The organism is Azospirillum sp. TSO22-1 (assembly GCF_003116015.1).
In the GTDB taxonomy this organism is placed as follows: domain Bacteria; phylum Pseudomonadota; class Alphaproteobacteria; order Azospirillales; family Azospirillaceae; genus Azospirillum.
The window spans coordinates 1-15,987 of the sequence record NZ_LGQZ01000053.1 but is presented as its reverse complement, the minus strand read 5'-3'; the positions used below and the strand labels follow the sequence as shown (position 1 = coordinate 15,987).

Sequence of the window (15,987 nt, the reverse complement as noted above, 5' to 3'; positions counted from 1 at the left end):
TCCGCTGGGGTCACTCCGCTGGGGTCACTCCGCTGGGGTCACTCCGTTGGGGTCACTCCGCCGGGGTCACCCCGCCACGCGGTTCAGCCCGTCCGGACTGCCGAGCGTTCCCGCCTGCCGCTCGAGCACGTCGCGCAGCAGCGCCACGCTCCGCCGCGCCTCGGCGGCGGAAGCCGTCCAGTCCTTCGCCACGCGGGTATGGCCGCGCTCGCGCGCCTTGTCGGCCATGCGCTGGAACAGGGCGACACGGTCCTCGTGGGTGCGCAGCGCCACCCACAGCGCGCGCTCCACCGCCTCGCGGTGCGCCTCCGCCAGCGTGTCGGGGCTGAAGGCGTGGCCGACCTTGCAGCGGAAACGCAGCAGCGGCCCGTCGTGGATCTCCGACAGGCTGCCGCCGCACTCCGGACAGGTCAGCGTGCTCGGCGGCCCCAGCGCATCGGTGTCGTTCGGCACGATGTCGAACTCCTTCTCCGGGATACAGGCCTCCAGCGCCACGTCGGGCGGAATGGGCACCACCGGCCCGGCCGGTTCGGCGGCCAGCCGGGCGAGCAACGCCGGCAACGCGTCGAGCGGTGCGCAGTGGTCCACCGCCACGTGCGCCAGCGCGTTGCGCGGCATGTCCGGCCATTCCGCGTCGTCCGGATCCTGCACCACGGTCACGCCGCCGCAGCGCTTCACCGCCCGCAGCCCGGCGGCGCCGTCGTCCAGCGTGCCGGTCAGCACCACGCCGACCACCCGCGGCCCGTAGGCCACCGCGGCGGAGCGGAACAGCGGGTCGATGGCCGGCCGGGTGCGGTTCTCCCGGGCGCCGCGGCGCACCAGCGTCCTGCCATTCTTGACCAGCAGGTGGTGGTCGGGTGGCGCCACGTGGATCCAGCCCGGGCGCACCGGTTCGCCGTCCGTCGGGTGGAAGGCGGGCAGCCAGCCGGCGCGCGTCAGCAACTGCGGCAGCACGCTGCGGCCACTCGGCGTGACGTGCTGCACCACGAACACCGTCGGCACCGACTCCCGGGGCATCGCGGCGAACAGCCGCTGCAAAGCGGCGACACCGCCGGCCGAAGCACCGATCACCAGGATGCCGCGCGTGTCCATGGCGCATTAAACACCCGGCGCGCCGCAAGCGATAGTGGCCACTTGGATTTGCGGCTTTCGACCTAGGACGAATCCCGGGCTGCTTTGTTGAACTCGCGTGTGCGATGGTGTGTGTTACAGCGTGCGGATGGAGGAAACGTGGCGGACGCGGCGCCAGCCCAGGATCGCGACGACACCACCGCCGGCCGGGCGGCGCTGGAGCGGCGCGTCGCCGAACTGGACCAGAGCCTGGAGCAGGCGCTGGTCGCGGCCGAGGACGCGCAGGAGGAGGCCCGCCTCCTCGCCGAGGACCGCATCGCGCTCGACCGGGAACTGGCCGAGCAGCGCCACACCATCGCCGGCCTGCACCACCGCCTCGCCGAGGTCGAGACGGAGCGCGAGACGCTGCGGGACGCGCTCGGCCGCGCCGACTGGCGGCGGATCGCCAAGCGGCACAACGAATTCCAGCTCTCCGAGGAGCTCCAGGCCTCCTACGAGGAGCTGCAGATGCTCATCGAGGAGCTGGAGCGCGCCAACGCCACGCTGGAGCAGCGCGTCGATGAGCGCACCGCCCAGCTCGCCGAGAGCGAGGCGCGCTACCGCACCCTGTTCGAGGTGATGGACGAGGGTTTCCTCCTCGCCGAGGTGATCGTCATCGGCAACCGGCCGACCGACATCCTGTACCTGGAGGCCAACCCCGCCGCCGTGCGGATGACCGGGCAGAACTACACCGGCCGCCGCCTGCGCGAGATCGACCCGCGCTTCGAACACCACTGGTACGAGGTGTTCGGCCGGGTCGCGGTGACCGGCGAACCGGCGCGGATGGAGCGGTTCGCCGCACCGCTGGGCGCCTGGTTCGACTTCTACGTCTTCAAGGTCGGCGCCCCGCACGAGCGGCGCGTCGCCATCGTCTTCCAGGACGTCACCGAGCGCAAGCGCGCCGAGCGCGCGCTGCAGGACAGCGAGCGCATGCTGCGCGAGGCCCTGAGCGCCGGCGGGATGGCCGCCTGGACCTGGGACCCGCAGACCGGCCTCGTCACCGCCTCGGGCACCGCCACGGAGGTCTTCGGGCTGCATCCCGGCGACAATTTCCGGGACGCCGTGCGGGACTTCCGGCTGGTGCACCCCGACGACCTCCCCCGCTACCGCGCTCTGGTCGAGAACGCCGCCGCCGCCGGCGAGAGCTGGCACTGCGAGTTCCGCATCCGGCGCCCGCGCGACGGCCGCACCGCGTGGCTGGAGGAGCGCGCCACCGTGACCCCCGACCCGCTGACCGGCAAGCCGCGCATCGCCGGCCTGGTCTGGGACGTCACCGAACGCACGGCCGCCGAGCAGGAGATGCGCCGCGCCAAGGATGCGGCGGAGGCGGCCAGCCGCGCCAAGACCCGCTTCCTCGCCGCCGCCAGCCACGACCTGCGCCAGCCGATCCAGGCCGCCGCGCTCTACGCCTACGTGCTGCGCGCCTCCATCGGCCCCGCCCCGGCGGCCGCCGAGGCGCTGGCCCTGCTGACGGCCTCCATCGAGAGCCTGAACGGCATGCTGAGCGGCCTGCTCGACCTGTCCCGGCTGGAGGCGGGGGCGGTGGGCGTCTCGGTCACCGATTTCGCGCCGGACGAGCTGATGCGCCGCCTCGCCGCGGAGTTCAGCGGGATGTCCGGCGCCGCCGGGGTGGACCTGCGCTGCGTCGTCTCCTCGCTGGCGGTCGCCACCGACCCGCAGCTGCTGGAACGCGTGCTGCGCAACCTGATCGCCAACGCCATCACCCACGGCGGCACCGCAGGACGCGGGCGGGTGCTGTTCGGGGTGCGGCGGCGGAAGGCGGCGGTCGAGTTCCAGGTCTGGGACAACGGCCAGGGCATCCCGCCGGAGGCGCAGGGCACCATCTTCGAGGAGTTCCGCCAACTCAAGAACCCCGAGCGCAACCCGACGCACGGCTTCGGCCTCGGCCTGTCCATCGTCGCCCGCATCGCCCGCCTGCTCGGCCTGGAGGTGAGCGTGCGCTCGCAGGTCGGGCGCGGCTCGGTCTTCGCCGTCGCCGTTCCGCGCGCCCGCGCGCCGAAGCCGGTGCGCCTCGCCGCGCCGTCGCTGGACGACGTGGACGAAGGTGCGGCGGCGCGGCTGAAGGGCCGCTCCGTGCTGCTGGTGGAGGACGACGAACGCGTGCGCCGCGGCCTTGCGATGATGCTGAAGTCCTGGGGCGTGCGCGTCGTGGCGGTGTCCTCGACGGAGGAGCTGGCCGCCCGCCTGCCCCGCCTGCGCAGCCGGCCGCACGCGGTGCTGACCGACTACCGTCTGCCCGGCGGGGCCACCGGCCGCACGGTCGTGGAACTGGTGCGGCAGCGCTGGGACGTGCCGGGCGTGATCATCACCGGCGACACCGCCCCCGAACGCCTGCGCGAGGCCATCTCGCTCGGCTGCCGCCTGCTCCACAAGCCGGTCCAGCCCTTCGAACTGGTCCAGGCGCTGAGCGAGGTGCTGCACGCCTGAGCGACAGCGGGAATCGCGCCGCTCAGGACGGCGGCCCCGCCCTGGAGACCAGGAGCGCCAGCTGCGTCCGGTTGTGCACGCCCAAGCGCTGCATGACGCTGCGCAGATGCACCTTGATGGTGCCTTCGAGGATGCCGAGCGAGCGGGCGATCTCCTTGTTGGAGCGGCCCTCCAGCAGCAGCACCAGGATCTCGCGCTGACGCGCGGTAAGACCGTCGAGGATCCCGGGCGTCGGCGGCGGCATCGAAGGTGAGACTGTCGCCCCGCGCGGCAGCGGGGCGTAGATGCCGCCGCTCAGCACGACCGGCAGCGCGTGGTCCAGCGCCTCGGCCTCGCTGCCCTTGGGCAGGAACCCACGCGCCCCGGCCCGGATGCAGGCGGCGATCAGACTGGCGTCGAGCGTGCCGGAAATCACCACCAGCGGCACGCCGTCGAGCACGTGCAGCATCGCCTCGACCCCGGGCAGCCCCTCGGTATCGCCCATCTGCAAATCGAAGAGCACCGCGGAGAGGTCGCTCTCCTCCTGCGCCAAGCGCACCGCCTCGGCCAGCGATCCGGCCTCGATCACGGTCGCGCCGGGAAAGCGCAGCGTGATCACCAGCGCCAAGCCGCGGCGCATCAGCGCATGGTCGTCCACGACGAGGACGCGCGGCGCCCCGGCCGTGACCGGGGTCTTGGCGGCAGCGCTTTCAACCGGCATCCGCGCGTTGCCGACAGCATGGTTCATGGCCCGTCTCCCTCTCATCCCCGTCGTCAAGGTGCAGACGCATCCCCCGGGGGTGAAAAGGAAACAGCCGAAATGGGCAATCGGCACGCCGCGCCGGCCCCCGATGCATGTCCAAGGCGGTATGGCATCCGGTTCGCGGTTCCATCCGGACGCCGGGCCGTTGGAATGGTGGGGCGAAGGGACGAAACCCCATTCGCATCCCGAGGGCATACGGACCTGACGGGCGCGCCATCGGCGCGCCCGATTTTTGTAAGCCGGTGACCAGGGGGCAACGGCACGCGGCGCTCATCCTTCAGGCGGCGTACCGACCTGCGGCCACGCGGTTCCGGCCCTGCCGCTTCGCTTCGTAGAGCGCTTCGTCGGCCCGGTGCAGAACCGTTTCAATGCCTTCGTCATCCGGCCCCCACGCAGCCACCCCGGCGCTGATGGTCACAGCGAGCTCACCGTTGGACCAGACCGGCGATGCCTGTTCCACAGCGTTCCGCAGCCGCTCGGCAACCGCCGCAGCCGCCACGCCGTCGGTCTCCGGCAGCAGGACGGCGAACTCCTCGCCGCCAAGCCGGCCGATGACGTCCTGGTCGCGCAACGCCGTCACGCAGGTGTCGGAGAGTCGCGACAGAACCTGATCGCCTGCGGCATGGCCATGGGTGTCGTTGATCTGCTTGAAATGGTCGATGTCGAAGAGGATCAGCGACAGCGGATGGCCGTAGCGGTGGGAACGCCGGCATTCCGTCTCCGCGACCTCCATGAAATGCCGGCGGTTCGGCACGTTGGTCAGCGCGTCGGTGGTCGCCAGCCGTCGCAGGTCGTCCTCAAGCTGCTGGCGCCGCGCGATCTCGACGCTGAGATCGACGTTCTTCTGCGCCAGCTCCGCCAGCACCCATTGCAGGGCTTCCTTGTTGTTGAACAGCTCAAGGAAGATTCCGACCTTGGCCAGCAGCACCTGGTCGTTGATCGGCTTCTCGATGTAGTCGACGGCCCCGGTGCCGTAGGCGCGCAGGCGGTGGCGTTCGTCCTTGTAGGCGGCGGTCAGGAAGATGATGGGAACGCTTTTCGTCCTCTCCTCCCCGGTCAGCAGTTCGGCCAGCTCGTAGCCGTCCATTTCCGGCATCTGCACGTCGAGAAGGAACAGGGCGAAGTCGTGGTCGAGCGTCAGCGCCAGCGCCTCGTTGCCCGACGAGGTGGCGATCACCTCGGCATCCACCCTGGCCAGGAGGCGCCTGAGCACGACGAGGTTGGCGGGCGTGTCGTCGACAATGAGGATCTTCGGCCGTTCCCTGGGGATGCCGCTGCCGTCGGTCGGTCCCAACTGCAGGATCGCCCGATCGCACGGGACCGAGCACAGCGCGATCTGGCACACCCCGTTTCCGTCACCCATCGGCAACCCCATCGCTTCGCACTTCGCCACTCTGCATTATGGCGTATGACACTTCCGGAACAATACGTCTTTTAATCAATTTGCGCCAGTCCGGCCTGTCCGTCGGCAGCGGTTCGCAGAAACAAGGCGATGCCATGGAGAGGCAGCACGTGCTGGGCGGCATCGGCGTCGATGGCCGCCTGCGGCATGGTGGCGACCGCCGCGGTCGCCGGGTCCTGCACGACGGTCCGGCCGCCGGCCCTGCGGATCGCCAGCAGGCCCCGGCTGCCATCATGGTTGGCACCGGTCAGCAGCACGCCGACCAGACGCTCGCCGTAGGCGTCGGCGGCGCTCTCGAACAGCACGTCGATGGCCGGGCGGCAGTTGCAGACCTTGGGGTCGACCGACAGCGCGAAGGTCCCGTCGGCCTCGACGAGCAGGTGATAGCCGCCCGGTGCGAGATAGACGCGGCCGGCAACGGCCTTCTCCTTCTCCTCCGCCCCCAGCACGTGCAGCGGGCTGTCGCGGTCCAGAATCTCGGCCATGAGGCGGTCGCCGTCGGCGGCGTGATGGGCCACCACGATCACCGGCACCGGGAAGTCCGCCGGCAGGCCGTACAGGATCTCCCGCAGCGCCGCGAGCCCGCCGGCCGAACAGCCGACGACGACCGCATCAACGCACGGTGGGGACGATGGCGTCGTCAAGCGCCGGGACCTTTCGGTAAATCCTCTGGGCGGCGTCAAGCGGCTGGTAGCGGCCGGCGAGGTCCGAGAACGCCAGCGTCTCCTTGCGGCCGAGGCACAGAACGCCGTTGCGCGCCAGGCTGTCGTGGAACAGGTGCAGCACCCGGTTCTGCAGGGTCCGGTTGAAGTAGATGAGCACGTTGCGGCAGAGCAGCAGGTTCACCTCGCAGAAGACGCCGTCCGCCGTCAGGTTGTGATGCGCGAACGAGATGTTGCGCTTCAGCCGGTCGTCGATCGCGGCGAAGCCGTAGCGGGCATGGACGTACTCCGTCAGCGAGCGCCGCCCGCCGGATTTCAGGTAGTTGTCGGCGAAGCTGCGTATACCCTTGAGCGGGAACACGCCCTCCTCGGCGCGCGCCAGGGCCTGATCGTTGATGTCCGTCGCGTAGATCTGGACGCGGTCGTACAGGCCCTCCTCCTCCAGCAGGATGGCCAGCGAGTAGACCTCCTCGCCGTAGGCGCAGCCCGCCTGCCAGATGTTGATCTGGTCGTACGACTGCAGCAGCGGCACCACGTGGGTGCGCAGGCCGAGGAACACCTGCGGGTCGCGGAACATCTCGGAGACCGGCACCGACAGCATGCCGAGGACCCGCGGCAGGATGTCCTCGTCGTGCAGGATCAGCGGAATGGCGTCGGAGATCCGCCGGCAGCCGAGTTCGGCGACGATGCCGGCAATCCGCCGCTTGAGCGACGCCCGCGCGTAGTCGCCGAAATCGTAGCCGTGACGCCGGCGCAGGGCGTCGACGAACAACTCGACCTCGATGGCTTCGATGTCCGCGGTCTTCATGACCGGCTCACCTCATTCCCGCTCCATGCCGGCCGTCAGTGGGCGCCCAGCCAGACCCGCATCATCGACAGCAGGCGCTCGGTGTCGATCGGTTTCGACAGGTAGTCGTTGGCGCCGGCCTCCAGACACAGTTCGCGGTCGCCCTTCATCGCCTTGGCGGTAAGCGCCAGGATCGGCAGCTGGGCGAACGGACGCTGCTTCCGGATGGCCCGCGTGGTCTCGTAGCCGTCCATGCCGGGCATCATGATGTCCATCAGCACGATGTCCACCTGCGGGTTGGCCTCCAACTGGTCGAGCGCCTTCTGGCCGTCCTGCGCGATCAGCACCTTCAGCCCGCGGGCGCGCAGCACCCTGGACAGGGCGAAGGCGTTGCGCATGTCGTCGTCCACCACCAGCACGGCGCGGCCGCGGAACACGTCCTCGGTTCCCGTTCCGGCGAGCGCCATGGCGTGGCGCTCCTCCTCCGGCAACTTCACCTTGACGCTGTGCAGGAACAGCTTCACCTCGTCGAGGAGCCGCTCCTGCGAGCGGCCGCCCTGGACGATGATGCTGTCGGTGTATTCCCGCAACCGCAGGCTTTCGTCCTTCGACAGCGGGCGCCGGGAATGGACGATGATCGCCGGCAGCGGCGTGGCGGCCGCCCTGGCCCGTTCCAGCAGGGTCGCCCCGTCGGTGTCCGGCAGGTCCAGGTCGAGGACGATGCCGTCCACCGGCGTGCGACCGAGGATCGCCAGCGCCTCCTCGCCGGACGCGGCGCCGATGACGTCCACCGCCTCGTTCCTGAGCAGGTCGGCCGCGCTCCGCCAGCCGTCGGGTTCGGAATCGACGACGAGCACACGCTTGCCCTTGCTCGTGCCCCCCCGGGGCAGCGCCAGCCGGTCGAGCAGGGTTTCGAGTTGCTCCTTCGACACCGGCTTGGTGAGGAAGCTGGCGGCTCCCTTGAGCAGCCCCTTCTCCTGCTCGCCCGACGCCGAGATGAAGTGCACCGGGATACGGCAGAGCTGCGCGTCGTCCTTCAGCCGGTCGATCACCGCCCAGCCGTCCATGTCCGGCAGCCCGACGTCGAGGATGATGCCGCTGGGCCGGTGTTCCGCGGCGAGCCGCAGGCCGGTCTCGCCATCCGCCGCCGCAACCGTGCGGAAGCCCCGCTTCGCCGCGAAATCGACGAGCACCCTGGTGAACACCGGGTCGTCCTCGATGACGAGGATGAGGCTCTGGTTGCCGTCGGGCTGACCCTCGGCCACCGCGTCGAGGGCCCGCACGACCGCCGGCGCACCGGCAGGGGGCGCCGTGCCGGCCGCCTCGGCCGCGTCGGCCGCGGTGAGCGGAATCCGCAGCGTGAAGGTGCTGCCCTGGCCCGGTTCGCTGTGCACGACGATCTCGCCGCCGAGCAGCTTGGCGAGCTTCTGGGAGATCGACAGCCCCAGGCCCGTGCCGCCGTACCGGCGGCTGGTGGTGCCGTCCGCCTGCTCGAAGGCGCCGAAGACGCGGCCGAGCTTGTCCGCCGGGATGCCGATCCCGGTGTCGGCGACGGCCACGGACAGCATCGGCGGGCGGCCGTCGGGCTCCTGGACGCGGCCGAAGCGGATGTGGACACGCCCCTGCTCGGAGAACTTCAGGGCGTTGCCGACCATGTTGGTGATGATCTGGTCGAGCTTACCGCCGTCGGTGCGCACCATCTCCGGCAGGTCCGGGGACACCTCGACCTGCAGCCCGAGGCCCTTGGCCTCCGCCACGTGCCCGAACTGCCGGGCGAGCGTGCCGGCCACGGCACGGACCGCGACGTCTTCCAGGCGGATGTCCATCTTGCCGGCCTCGACCTTCGACAGGTCGAGGATGTCGTTGATCAGACGCAGCAGGTGGCTGCCGCTCTCGTGCACGATCTTCGCCGACTCGATCTGCTCGCCGTTGAGGTTGCCCTCGTCGTTGTCGGCCAGCATCTTGGACAGGATGAGCATGCTGTTGAGCGGCGTGCGCAGCTCGTGGCTCATGTTGGCCAGGAACTCGGACTTGTACTGGCTGGCGCGGCTCAGTTCCTGCGCCTTGCCCTCGGCCTCGGCGCGCGCCGTCTCCAGCGCGAGCTGCTGTTCTTCGAGTGCGGCGGTCTTTTCCGTCAGCTCCTCGTTGATGGCCTGGAGTTCCTCGCGCTGGGACCTCAGCTCCTCCTCCGAGGCCTTGAGTTCCTCGGCCTGGTCGGCAAGGTCCTGCGACTTCAGGCGCAGCTCCTCGTTGGTGGTCTTCAGTTCGGCCTGCTGCGCCGTCAGCGCCTCCTCGGATTCCCGCAGCGCCATCGCCTGGCGCTGCGTCTCGCCGAGCAGCGCCTGGGTCTTCAGCGTGCGGTCGAGGTTCTCCAGGACCAGCGCGGCCACCGGCAGCAGTTCGTCGAGCAGGGACTGCTGGAACTCGGTGAATTCCTGGAAGGAGGCGATCTCGACGACGCCCAGCAGGGTGTCCTTGAAGCACATCGGCGCGGCGACGATGCGCCGCGGCGGCGCCTCGCCGAGGCCGGAGCCGATGCGCACGTAATCGTCCGGCACGTCGGTGAGGACGATCGGCTTGCGCTCCAGCGCGCATTGCCCGACCAGCGCCTCACCGAGGGTGAAGCTGTTGCTCAGCGACTTGCGCTGCTTGTAGCCGTAGGTGCCGAGAAGGGAGAGCCGTTCCGCCTCGCGGTCCCAGATGTAGAAGACGCCGTGCCCGCCGTTGAGCAGCGGGACCAGCCCCTGGATCAGCGTCTGGGCGAAGTCGCGGTGCGTCTCGGTCTGCTGCAGGGCGCTGGCGAGCTCGGCGACGGCCGTCTTCAGGCGGTGCTGCGCGTCGGTGCGCAGCGCCAGGCGTTTGAACACGTCCGCCGCGCGCGCCATGTCGCCGATCTCGTCACGGCGCTCCATACAGGGGATCTCGACGGTCTGGTTGCCGGCGGCGAGGCCGTTCATCGCCGCGGTCAGGCGGACGATGTGCGGCGCGATGCTGCGCGACACCAGGATGGTGAGCAGCGTCAGCAGACCGGCGGCGAGCACCGCGACGACGACGGTGACGCGCTGCGACCACGTCGATGTCCGCACCGCGTCGGCGCTGGTTTCCGAGGCCCGGCTCCAGGCGGTTTCCCGGGCCTCGTTGACGGTGCGGACGATGGCCTGGATGGCGGTGTCCAGTTCGCGCAGGCCGTCCTTCAGGATCTCCTCGTTCTGCAGCCACGTGGTGACCAGACGCAGGTAGTCCTGCGTCACCGACCGCAGCGCCGCCAGACGCTCGGCGAGTTCCGCCGGCGGGCGGCGCTGTTCCGCCTCGCGCAGCAGCGCCAGCAGATCCGCCCCCTTGATCTTGACCGCCTCATAATCCTCGGCGAGTCCGTAGAGGAGGTGGTTCTTCTCCGAGATTCGCATCTCGAAGGCCTGCCGCTCGATCCGCGTGGCGATCTTGTGGACCTCGGCTCCCGCGAAGATTTCGCCCATGTCGCCGCGGTCGGTCGCCTTGTCCTCGGTGCGCTCGGCGGCGATGGCGAAACCGGTGGCCTGATTGAGCACGGCGATGCCCTGCTGGCGCAGCCGGGCGTCGGCCTTGGCGTTGTCGTCGATGGCCGCCAGGCTGCGCTTGCTGACGTCGGCGAAGGCCTGCGCGTCGCGGCGGGCGCGCTGGGCAATGTCGAGGGTGTGCGTGTCATTGACCTGCCGGGCGATCTCGATGAAGCCGTCGAGCGCGCCGTAGAGCCGCTCGAGCGCCTTCATCATCTCGGCCTTGCTCGCCTCGTCGCGCTTGTTGAGGAAGCGCTGGGCCTGCAGCCCGGCTTCGAGTGCCCGCTCCTCCACCTGGACGACGGCGGTGATCTTCGGGAAGATCTGGCCGGTGATCCGGCTGACGATGGAATCCACCGCGGCCATTGAGAACAGGCCAACCCCACCCGCCAGCACCACGAGCCCCAGGGCCGCCACGAAGCCCCCCAGGATACGCACCCCGATCCGCATCCACCGCCCCCGCGCAGCCCTCGCCAAGCGGTCCGGAAGCGAGACCCTCCGAACACACCGAAAGGCCACAATCGTCGCACAGGCATTAAGGATTGGTAAGGGAAACAGGGCACGGGGCGCGCCTGAGGGCAACGCCATGGATCTGGCGGTCCGCGTGCCTCCGGTATCGGCGTTCGAATTGATCTGCATCCTTGCCAACGAAGGGAGCCGTCCTGAACATGGCGACCGGGTGCGCACATCGCCGGAGCCAGGAACTCGTGAAACAGGGTAGCGCGGTTGACGGGCATCCGGCCGACGGGGTGCGCTTGCTGACCAAGCTGTACGGATGGGGCCTGACCGCGCTGTTCGCCCTGCTGCCGACAGCGGTCATCGCGTACCTCGACCTCTATCAGGACCCGGCGCTGCTCTTCGCCAGCCACGGCTTTCACGAGGTCGCCATCGGCCTCTCCATCGTGCTGTCGGGCTTCGTCGCCTTCGTGACGTGGCGCTGCTACGAGAGTTCCGGCGAGCCGTTCCTGCGCTGGCTGACCCTGGCCTTCCTCGGCTTCGCCATCGTCTACGCGCCGCACGGCATCCTGACGCGCACGGCGCATGCGAACATGTTCCTGTTCCTGCTGTACGGGCCGGCCTCGCGCGTGGTCATGAGCGCGTTCCTGTTCGTCGGCCTGCTCGTTTACGGACGGCCGCCCCATCCGCCGGAGAACCGGAACCGGGCCGCCGCGTGGTGGCCGTGGATCGCCGGGCTGCTGGCGCTGGACGTGGCCGTCGCGGCGGTGGCGCTGTCGCCCATCGCCTCGCACCCGATGGTGCGCCTCACCATGGAGTACGGCGCGCTGGGTCTGGGCGTTCTGGGGGTGCTGGTCCTGCTGGCGCGCCGCATCCGCTCCCCGCTGATGCAGGTCTACGCGCTGGCGCTCTGCTGCTTCGTTCAGTCCTCGGCCGCCTTCGTGATCGCAAGGCCCTGGAACCATCTGTGGTGGATCGCCCACGCCATCTTCGCCGGCGGCTTCTTTCTGCTGAGCTACGGCGTCGTCCGTGCGTTCCAGACGACCCGCAGCTTCGCCGGGGTCCACAGCCAGGAGGAGATGATGGAGCGGCTGTCCGCGGCCAAGGCCGCTGCGGAAAGCGCGCTGGCACGGCTGACGGAACGCACGGAGGAACTCGTCGCCGCCAACGCCGAACTGGTCGCCGCCCGCCAGCAGGCCGAAGCGGCGAACCTGGCCAAGGGCCGTTTCCTGGCAAGCCTGAGCCACGAACTCCGGACGCCGCTGACCGCCATCATCGGCTTCGCCGACATGATCGCCAAGGAGTCCCTCGGGCCGGTCGGAAACCGCCAGTACGTGGACTTCGGCACCGATATCCGGGACAGCGGCCAGCACCTCCTGGAACTCATCAACGAGATCCTCGACCACGCCAAGGCGGACGCCGGGCAGTTGACTCTCGACGAGGACACCGTCGACCTGGCGGCGGCGGTAACCTTCAGCACCCGCATGCTCGGGCCGCGGGCCGAGCGCGCGGGCGTGGAACTGGTGGCGTCCGTGGCCGACGACGCCCGCTTCATCCACGCCGACGAAAAGCGCATCCGCCAGATCCTGCTGAACCTGGTGGCCAACGCCGTGAAGTACACGCCGTCGGGCGGCCGGGTGTCCATCACCGTGACCGTGGAGCGTGAGCACCCCGTGATCGAGGTCGCCGACACCGGCATCGGGATCGCGGAGGAGGACCTGCCGCGCGTCCTCGAAGCCTTCGTCCAGATCGGCAACCAGGCCAACCGGCAGCATGACGGCACCGGTCTAGGGCTTCCGCTGACCCGCAAGCTGGTCGAACTGCACGGCGGCACCCTGGCCCTGAGCAGCGCGCCGGGCGTCGGGACGACCGTCACCATCCACCTGCCGGAGGAGCGGCGGTCGCGGCGGGCCGTCGCCGTCGCCGGGGCCGCCGCCCCCAGTCCCGGAAAGCCCCATCAGCGCACCATCCTGGTGACCGATGACGATCCGCTCGTCCGGTTCGGGGCCGTCGCCCTTCTGGAGGCCTTCGGGTACCGGGCCATCCCGGCCGCCAACGCCAACGAGGCGCTGGCGGTGTTGCAGCGCGGCGAGCCCGTCGATCTGCTGTTCACCGACGTCATCATGCCGCCCGGCATGAACGGCGCCGAGTTGGCGCTTCATGCCACGCGGCTGCGGCCTGGGATGAAGGTGCTGCTGACGTCCGGTTTCGGAGCGCACGCGGTGACCGCCGAAGACGGCCTCGAACAGGGTCTCCAGTTGCTTGCCAAGCCCTACGCCCCCGACGAACTCAAGGCGCGGATCGAGGGGCTGCTCGGCACCGGCGCGCCGGAGCGCCTCTCCCACGCGCCGGGAGCGGCGTCCGGGCAGCACCGCATCCTGCTGGCCGAAGACGCGCCATTGAACCAGATCCTGGTCGTGACGCTGCTGCGCAAGGAAGGGCACACCGTCGATGTGGTCGGGAACGGCCAGGAGGCGGTGCAAGCCGTTCAGCGGAGCATCTATGATCTTGTCCTGATGGACGTTCAAATGCCGGGAATAGACGGCATCGAAGCCACCCGGCGCATCCGCGCCCTGCCGGGTGAAACGGGGGCGGTGCCGGTTGTCGCGTTCACCGCGGACCTCCACTCCCAGGTGATCGAGGCATGCCGCAGCGCCGGCATGAACCATCTGCTCGCCAAACCGGTGGAGCACGCGGCGCTGCTTGCCGCGATTGGGCGATGGGCCCGCTCCTCTACGCCGGCCGACGCTCCCTGATCAGCCCGCGCCGTAGCCGCAGGCGGGGTACGGCACGCCCCCGCATCCCTGAAGCATCACCCGTTTCTTGCGGGTGCGCTTCGCGCATCGGCACTCCCTTTCGGCGCCGATTGACACTCTAACCCATTGATATCCCGGCCGCTGCGCGCCGGAAGGTGCGCGCCGATTTACCCCACATCCTTGTCGATGCCAACGGCATCCCGCTGGCCGTGAGGATCTCCCCGGCCAACCGGCACGACAGCAAGCTGCTGGAAGACATGGTCGATGCCGTGCCGGCGGAACGAGACGAATCTCGCCAAACACAGTTGTTGGACGCTGAACGACGCGCGTCCGCGCCGCCCACGCGAACAGGGATACGGATGCCATGCCGGCAGGGGCTTTCAATACCGATCACGCACGCGCCACGCTGTCCCGCCGGTGCCTCCTCCGCCTGTCCCTCGCAGCACCGCTGGCTCCCATCCCACAACTTGCCGAGGCCGCGCGCTGGCGCCCGCCGCGCGAGTGGCGCCTGCGCCTGCACAACACGGCGACCGGTGAGGCCTTTGATGACGTCTACTGCGTGGACGGGTGCTCCCTGCCCGAGGCGCTGGCGCGTCTCACCTGGATCCTGCGCGACCACAACACCAACCAATGCCGGGCCATCGACGAATCCCTTCTGCACCGGCTGTTCCGCCTGCAGTGCCGCCTGGAGCGCGGCCGGCCGTTCGACGTGCTGTCGGCCTACCGCTCGCCCGCGACCAACCACCGCCTGGCCGAAGCCGGTCTGGGCGCGTCACCACAGAGCCTCCACCTGCAAGGCCGTGCGGTGGACGTCCGCCTTCCCGGCTGCGCGGCCCACGCTCTGCATCGGGCCGCGCTGGAGTTGGGCGAGGGCGGCATCGGCTACTATCCGGAGAGCGGCTATGTGCACCTCGACACCGGTGCGCCCCGGCACTGGACCGGCCGGTGACGGGCGGTGCCATGCGTGTGTCAATGCTGAACAGGGCTTGGTTCTCCTGCAATCACAGGAGGGCCGGTTCGTCAAAGCGAATGGCGAAGGTCGCGCCCCTTTGTCCGATCGTGTGGCCGTCCCTTCGTCCCGACCTGCATAAGCCGCAGCATCACGCACAGCGGTAGGCAAGGCTGGCCCATCAGGGCTACCGCCGCAGATGGCTCTCCTTTACCGTTGGCATGGACATCCGGCGCAAGCGCTCCGCCTGCTGAAACAGCGCTTCGGCGCGCTGGCGTGTCTGAACGGCGCGGCTGGCAGCTTGCGCGGCCTGGAGCTGAGCCTTCGTGACGGCGGTTATGCGTTCCGTTGTCGAACGGTTCGGCATGGTGCGGCTCCCCTGAACGTTTCGGACGGAACAGACGCGCCCCCGCTTGGTGCCGGGGTCATATCCTTCAGGAGAGCACCTCTTTGCCATGGAGAACTACGAGCGTGCGTAAGCAGGGCTCCGCGCAAAGTGAGGTGATGTGGTGGACGGCCCTTTCACCAAATGTCGGTGAAAAGCGTTGGCCGTCGAAGAAACCACCTCATAGGAGCCGGCCATGGGCGCGCTGACGACGATCGGTGTGGATCTGGCGAATAGCCGTTGTCTGCCCTGCCGCCGACTCGATTGCTCGGCGGGGCGGATGTGCGAGGGTGGTCAGATGTGATGACGAACCGGCTCGGCCGGGGATCGATCAAACCCACGGGGACCAAGCGCCGTCGAGCGCGATGAGGTGATTTGGGCGTCGATCCGCGGAATTCATCAAGGCCAGCGGCCACAAGCCGCGACAACAGGCCGGACACATGGATGCATCCGATCGGTCGTCAGAACGAATTTCCCTCTTGCACCGAAGGGGCCGTCCACACAGGTTTCTTCGACGGTCAACGCTTTTCGCCGACATTTGGTGAAAGGGCCGTCCACCACATCACCTCAGCCGGCGGTGGCGCCGTCGCGCGATGAGCTGTTCCTGGGCAGCGCCGACACCATCACCGGCGGCGGCGACGACGTCTACGTGTTGCGCCGGGGCGACGGCAGCGGCACGGTGTACGACGCCGTCAACCAGACCTTCGTCACCATCGGCGGGCCGCACGTGGTGACCGAGGACCGCGACGCCGGC

At 69.5% G+C, this 15,987-nt stretch carries 11 protein-coding genes and 1 pseudogene; 5 read left to right on the top strand and 7 right to left on the bottom strand.

Features of this window, described 5'->3' with window-relative positions:
* Positions 1–66: 66 nt before the first annotated feature.
* Positions 67–1,092 carry a chemotaxis protein CheB gene (locus TSO221_RS14410; RefSeq protein ID WP_109119201.1) on the bottom strand — a complete coding sequence of 342 codons (1,026 nt, stop codon included), beginning with the start codon at positions 1,090–1,092 and terminating at the stop codon, positions 67–69.
* Positions 1,093–1,230: 138 nt separating this feature from the next.
* On the opposite strand from TSO221_RS14410, the gene TSO221_RS14405 reads away from it, so the two are divergent.
* The gene (locus TSO221_RS14405) at positions 1,231–3,558 is read left to right on the top strand and encodes an ATP-binding protein (RefSeq protein WP_109119200.1); all 2,328 of its coding nucleotides are present in this window, start codon (positions 1,231–1,233) and stop codon (positions 3,556–3,558) included.
* Positions 3,559–3,580: 22 nt separating this feature from the next.
* Here TSO221_RS14405 and TSO221_RS14400 read toward each other — a convergent pair whose 3' ends face one another.
* The 5 genes from TSO221_RS14400 to TSO221_RS14380 form a co-directional block, all read right to left on the bottom strand.
* Positions 3,581–4,285, bottom strand: a complete 705-nt coding sequence (locus TSO221_RS14400; RefSeq protein ID WP_247878052.1) for a response regulator transcription factor — start codon at positions 4,283–4,285, stop codon at positions 3,581–3,583.
* Between the two features lie 292 nt (positions 4,286–4,577).
* Positions 4,578–5,663, bottom strand: a complete 1,086-nt coding sequence (locus TSO221_RS14395) for a diguanylate cyclase (RefSeq protein ID WP_158284095.1) — start codon at positions 5,661–5,663, stop codon at positions 4,578–4,580.
* Positions 5,664–5,734: 71 nt separating this feature from the next.
* Complete coding sequence (locus TSO221_RS14390; protein ID WP_109119198.1) at positions 5,735–6,346, bottom strand: chemotaxis protein CheB; 612 nt, start codon at positions 6,344–6,346, stop codon at positions 5,735–5,737.
* Complete coding sequence (locus TSO221_RS14385; protein ID WP_109119197.1) at positions 6,315–7,172, bottom strand: protein-glutamate O-methyltransferase CheR; 858 nt, start codon at positions 7,170–7,172, stop codon at positions 6,315–6,317. The genes TSO221_RS14390 and TSO221_RS14385 overlap by 32 nt, the downstream gene beginning before the upstream one ends.
* 35 nt (positions 7,173–7,207) lie before the next feature.
* On the bottom strand, positions 7,208–11,137 hold the full coding sequence (locus TSO221_RS14380; protein ID WP_109119196.1) for a response regulator: 3,930 nt from the start codon (positions 11,135–11,137) through the stop codon (positions 7,208–7,210).
* 257 nt (positions 11,138–11,394) lie between these two features.
* Here TSO221_RS14380 and TSO221_RS14375 point away from each other — a divergent pair, with 257 nt between their 5' ends.
* From TSO221_RS14375 to TSO221_RS14365, 3 genes and pseudogenes are all read left to right on the top strand, one after another.
* Positions 11,395–13,899 carry a response regulator gene (locus tag TSO221_RS14375; protein ID WP_158284094.1) on the top strand — a complete coding sequence of 835 codons (2,505 nt, stop codon included), beginning with the start codon at positions 11,395–11,397 and terminating at the stop codon, positions 13,897–13,899.
* Positions 13,900–14,072: 173 nt separating this feature from the next.
* Positions 14,073–14,183 (top strand): annotated as a pseudogene (locus TSO221_RS14370) (transposase); the annotation flags it as partial.
* An 80-nt stretch (positions 14,184–14,263) separates the two neighbouring features.
* Positions 14,264–14,848, top strand: coding sequence for a DUF882 domain-containing protein (locus TSO221_RS14365; RefSeq protein ID WP_109119194.1), 585 nt, complete (start codon positions 14,264–14,266; stop codon positions 14,846–14,848).
* A 187-nt stretch (positions 14,849–15,035) separates the two neighbouring features.
* Here the strand turns inward: TSO221_RS14365 and TSO221_RS35005 are convergent, their stop codons facing one another.
* Positions 15,036–15,215: a hypothetical protein gene (locus TSO221_RS35005; protein WP_146208805.1), complete on the bottom strand. Its 180-nt coding sequence runs from the start codon at positions 15,213–15,215 to the stop codon at positions 15,036–15,038.
* Between the two features lie 559 nt (positions 15,216–15,774).
* Here TSO221_RS35005 and TSO221_RS35000 point away from each other — a divergent pair.
* On the top strand, positions 15,775–15,987 hold a 213-nt coding region (locus TSO221_RS35000; protein ID WP_146208804.1), incomplete at its 3' end, for a hypothetical protein.

What these genes read in the sequence shown, in the direction of transcription:
- TSO221_RS14410 (WP_109119201.1), bottom strand. Translation starts at nt 1,092, where the DNA reads ATGGACACGCGCGGCATCCTGGTGATCGGTGCTTCGGCCGGCGGTGTC.
- TSO221_RS14400 (WP_247878052.1), bottom strand. Translation starts at nt 4,285, where the DNA reads ATGAACCATGCTGTCGGCAACGCGCGGATGCCGGTTGAAAGCGCTGCC.
- TSO221_RS14395 (WP_158284095.1), bottom strand. Translation starts at nt 5,663, where the DNA reads ATGGGTGACGGAAACGGGGTGTGCCAGATCGCGCTGTGCTCGGTCCCG.
- TSO221_RS14385 (WP_109119197.1), bottom strand. Translation starts at nt 7,172, where the DNA reads ATGAAGACCGCGGACATCGAAGCCATCGAGGTCGAGTTGTTCGTCGAC.
- TSO221_RS14380 (WP_109119196.1), bottom strand. Translation starts at nt 11,137, where the DNA reads ATGCGGATCGGGGTGCGTATCCTGGGGGGCTTCGTGGCGGCCCTGGGG.
- TSO221_RS14365 (WP_109119194.1), top strand. Translation starts at nt 14,264, where the DNA reads ATGCCGGCAGGGGCTTTCAATACCGATCACGCACGCGCCACGCTGTCC.
- TSO221_RS35005 (WP_146208805.1), bottom strand. Translation starts at nt 15,215, where the DNA reads ATGCCGAACCGTTCGACAACGGAACGCATAACCGCCGTCACGAAGGCT.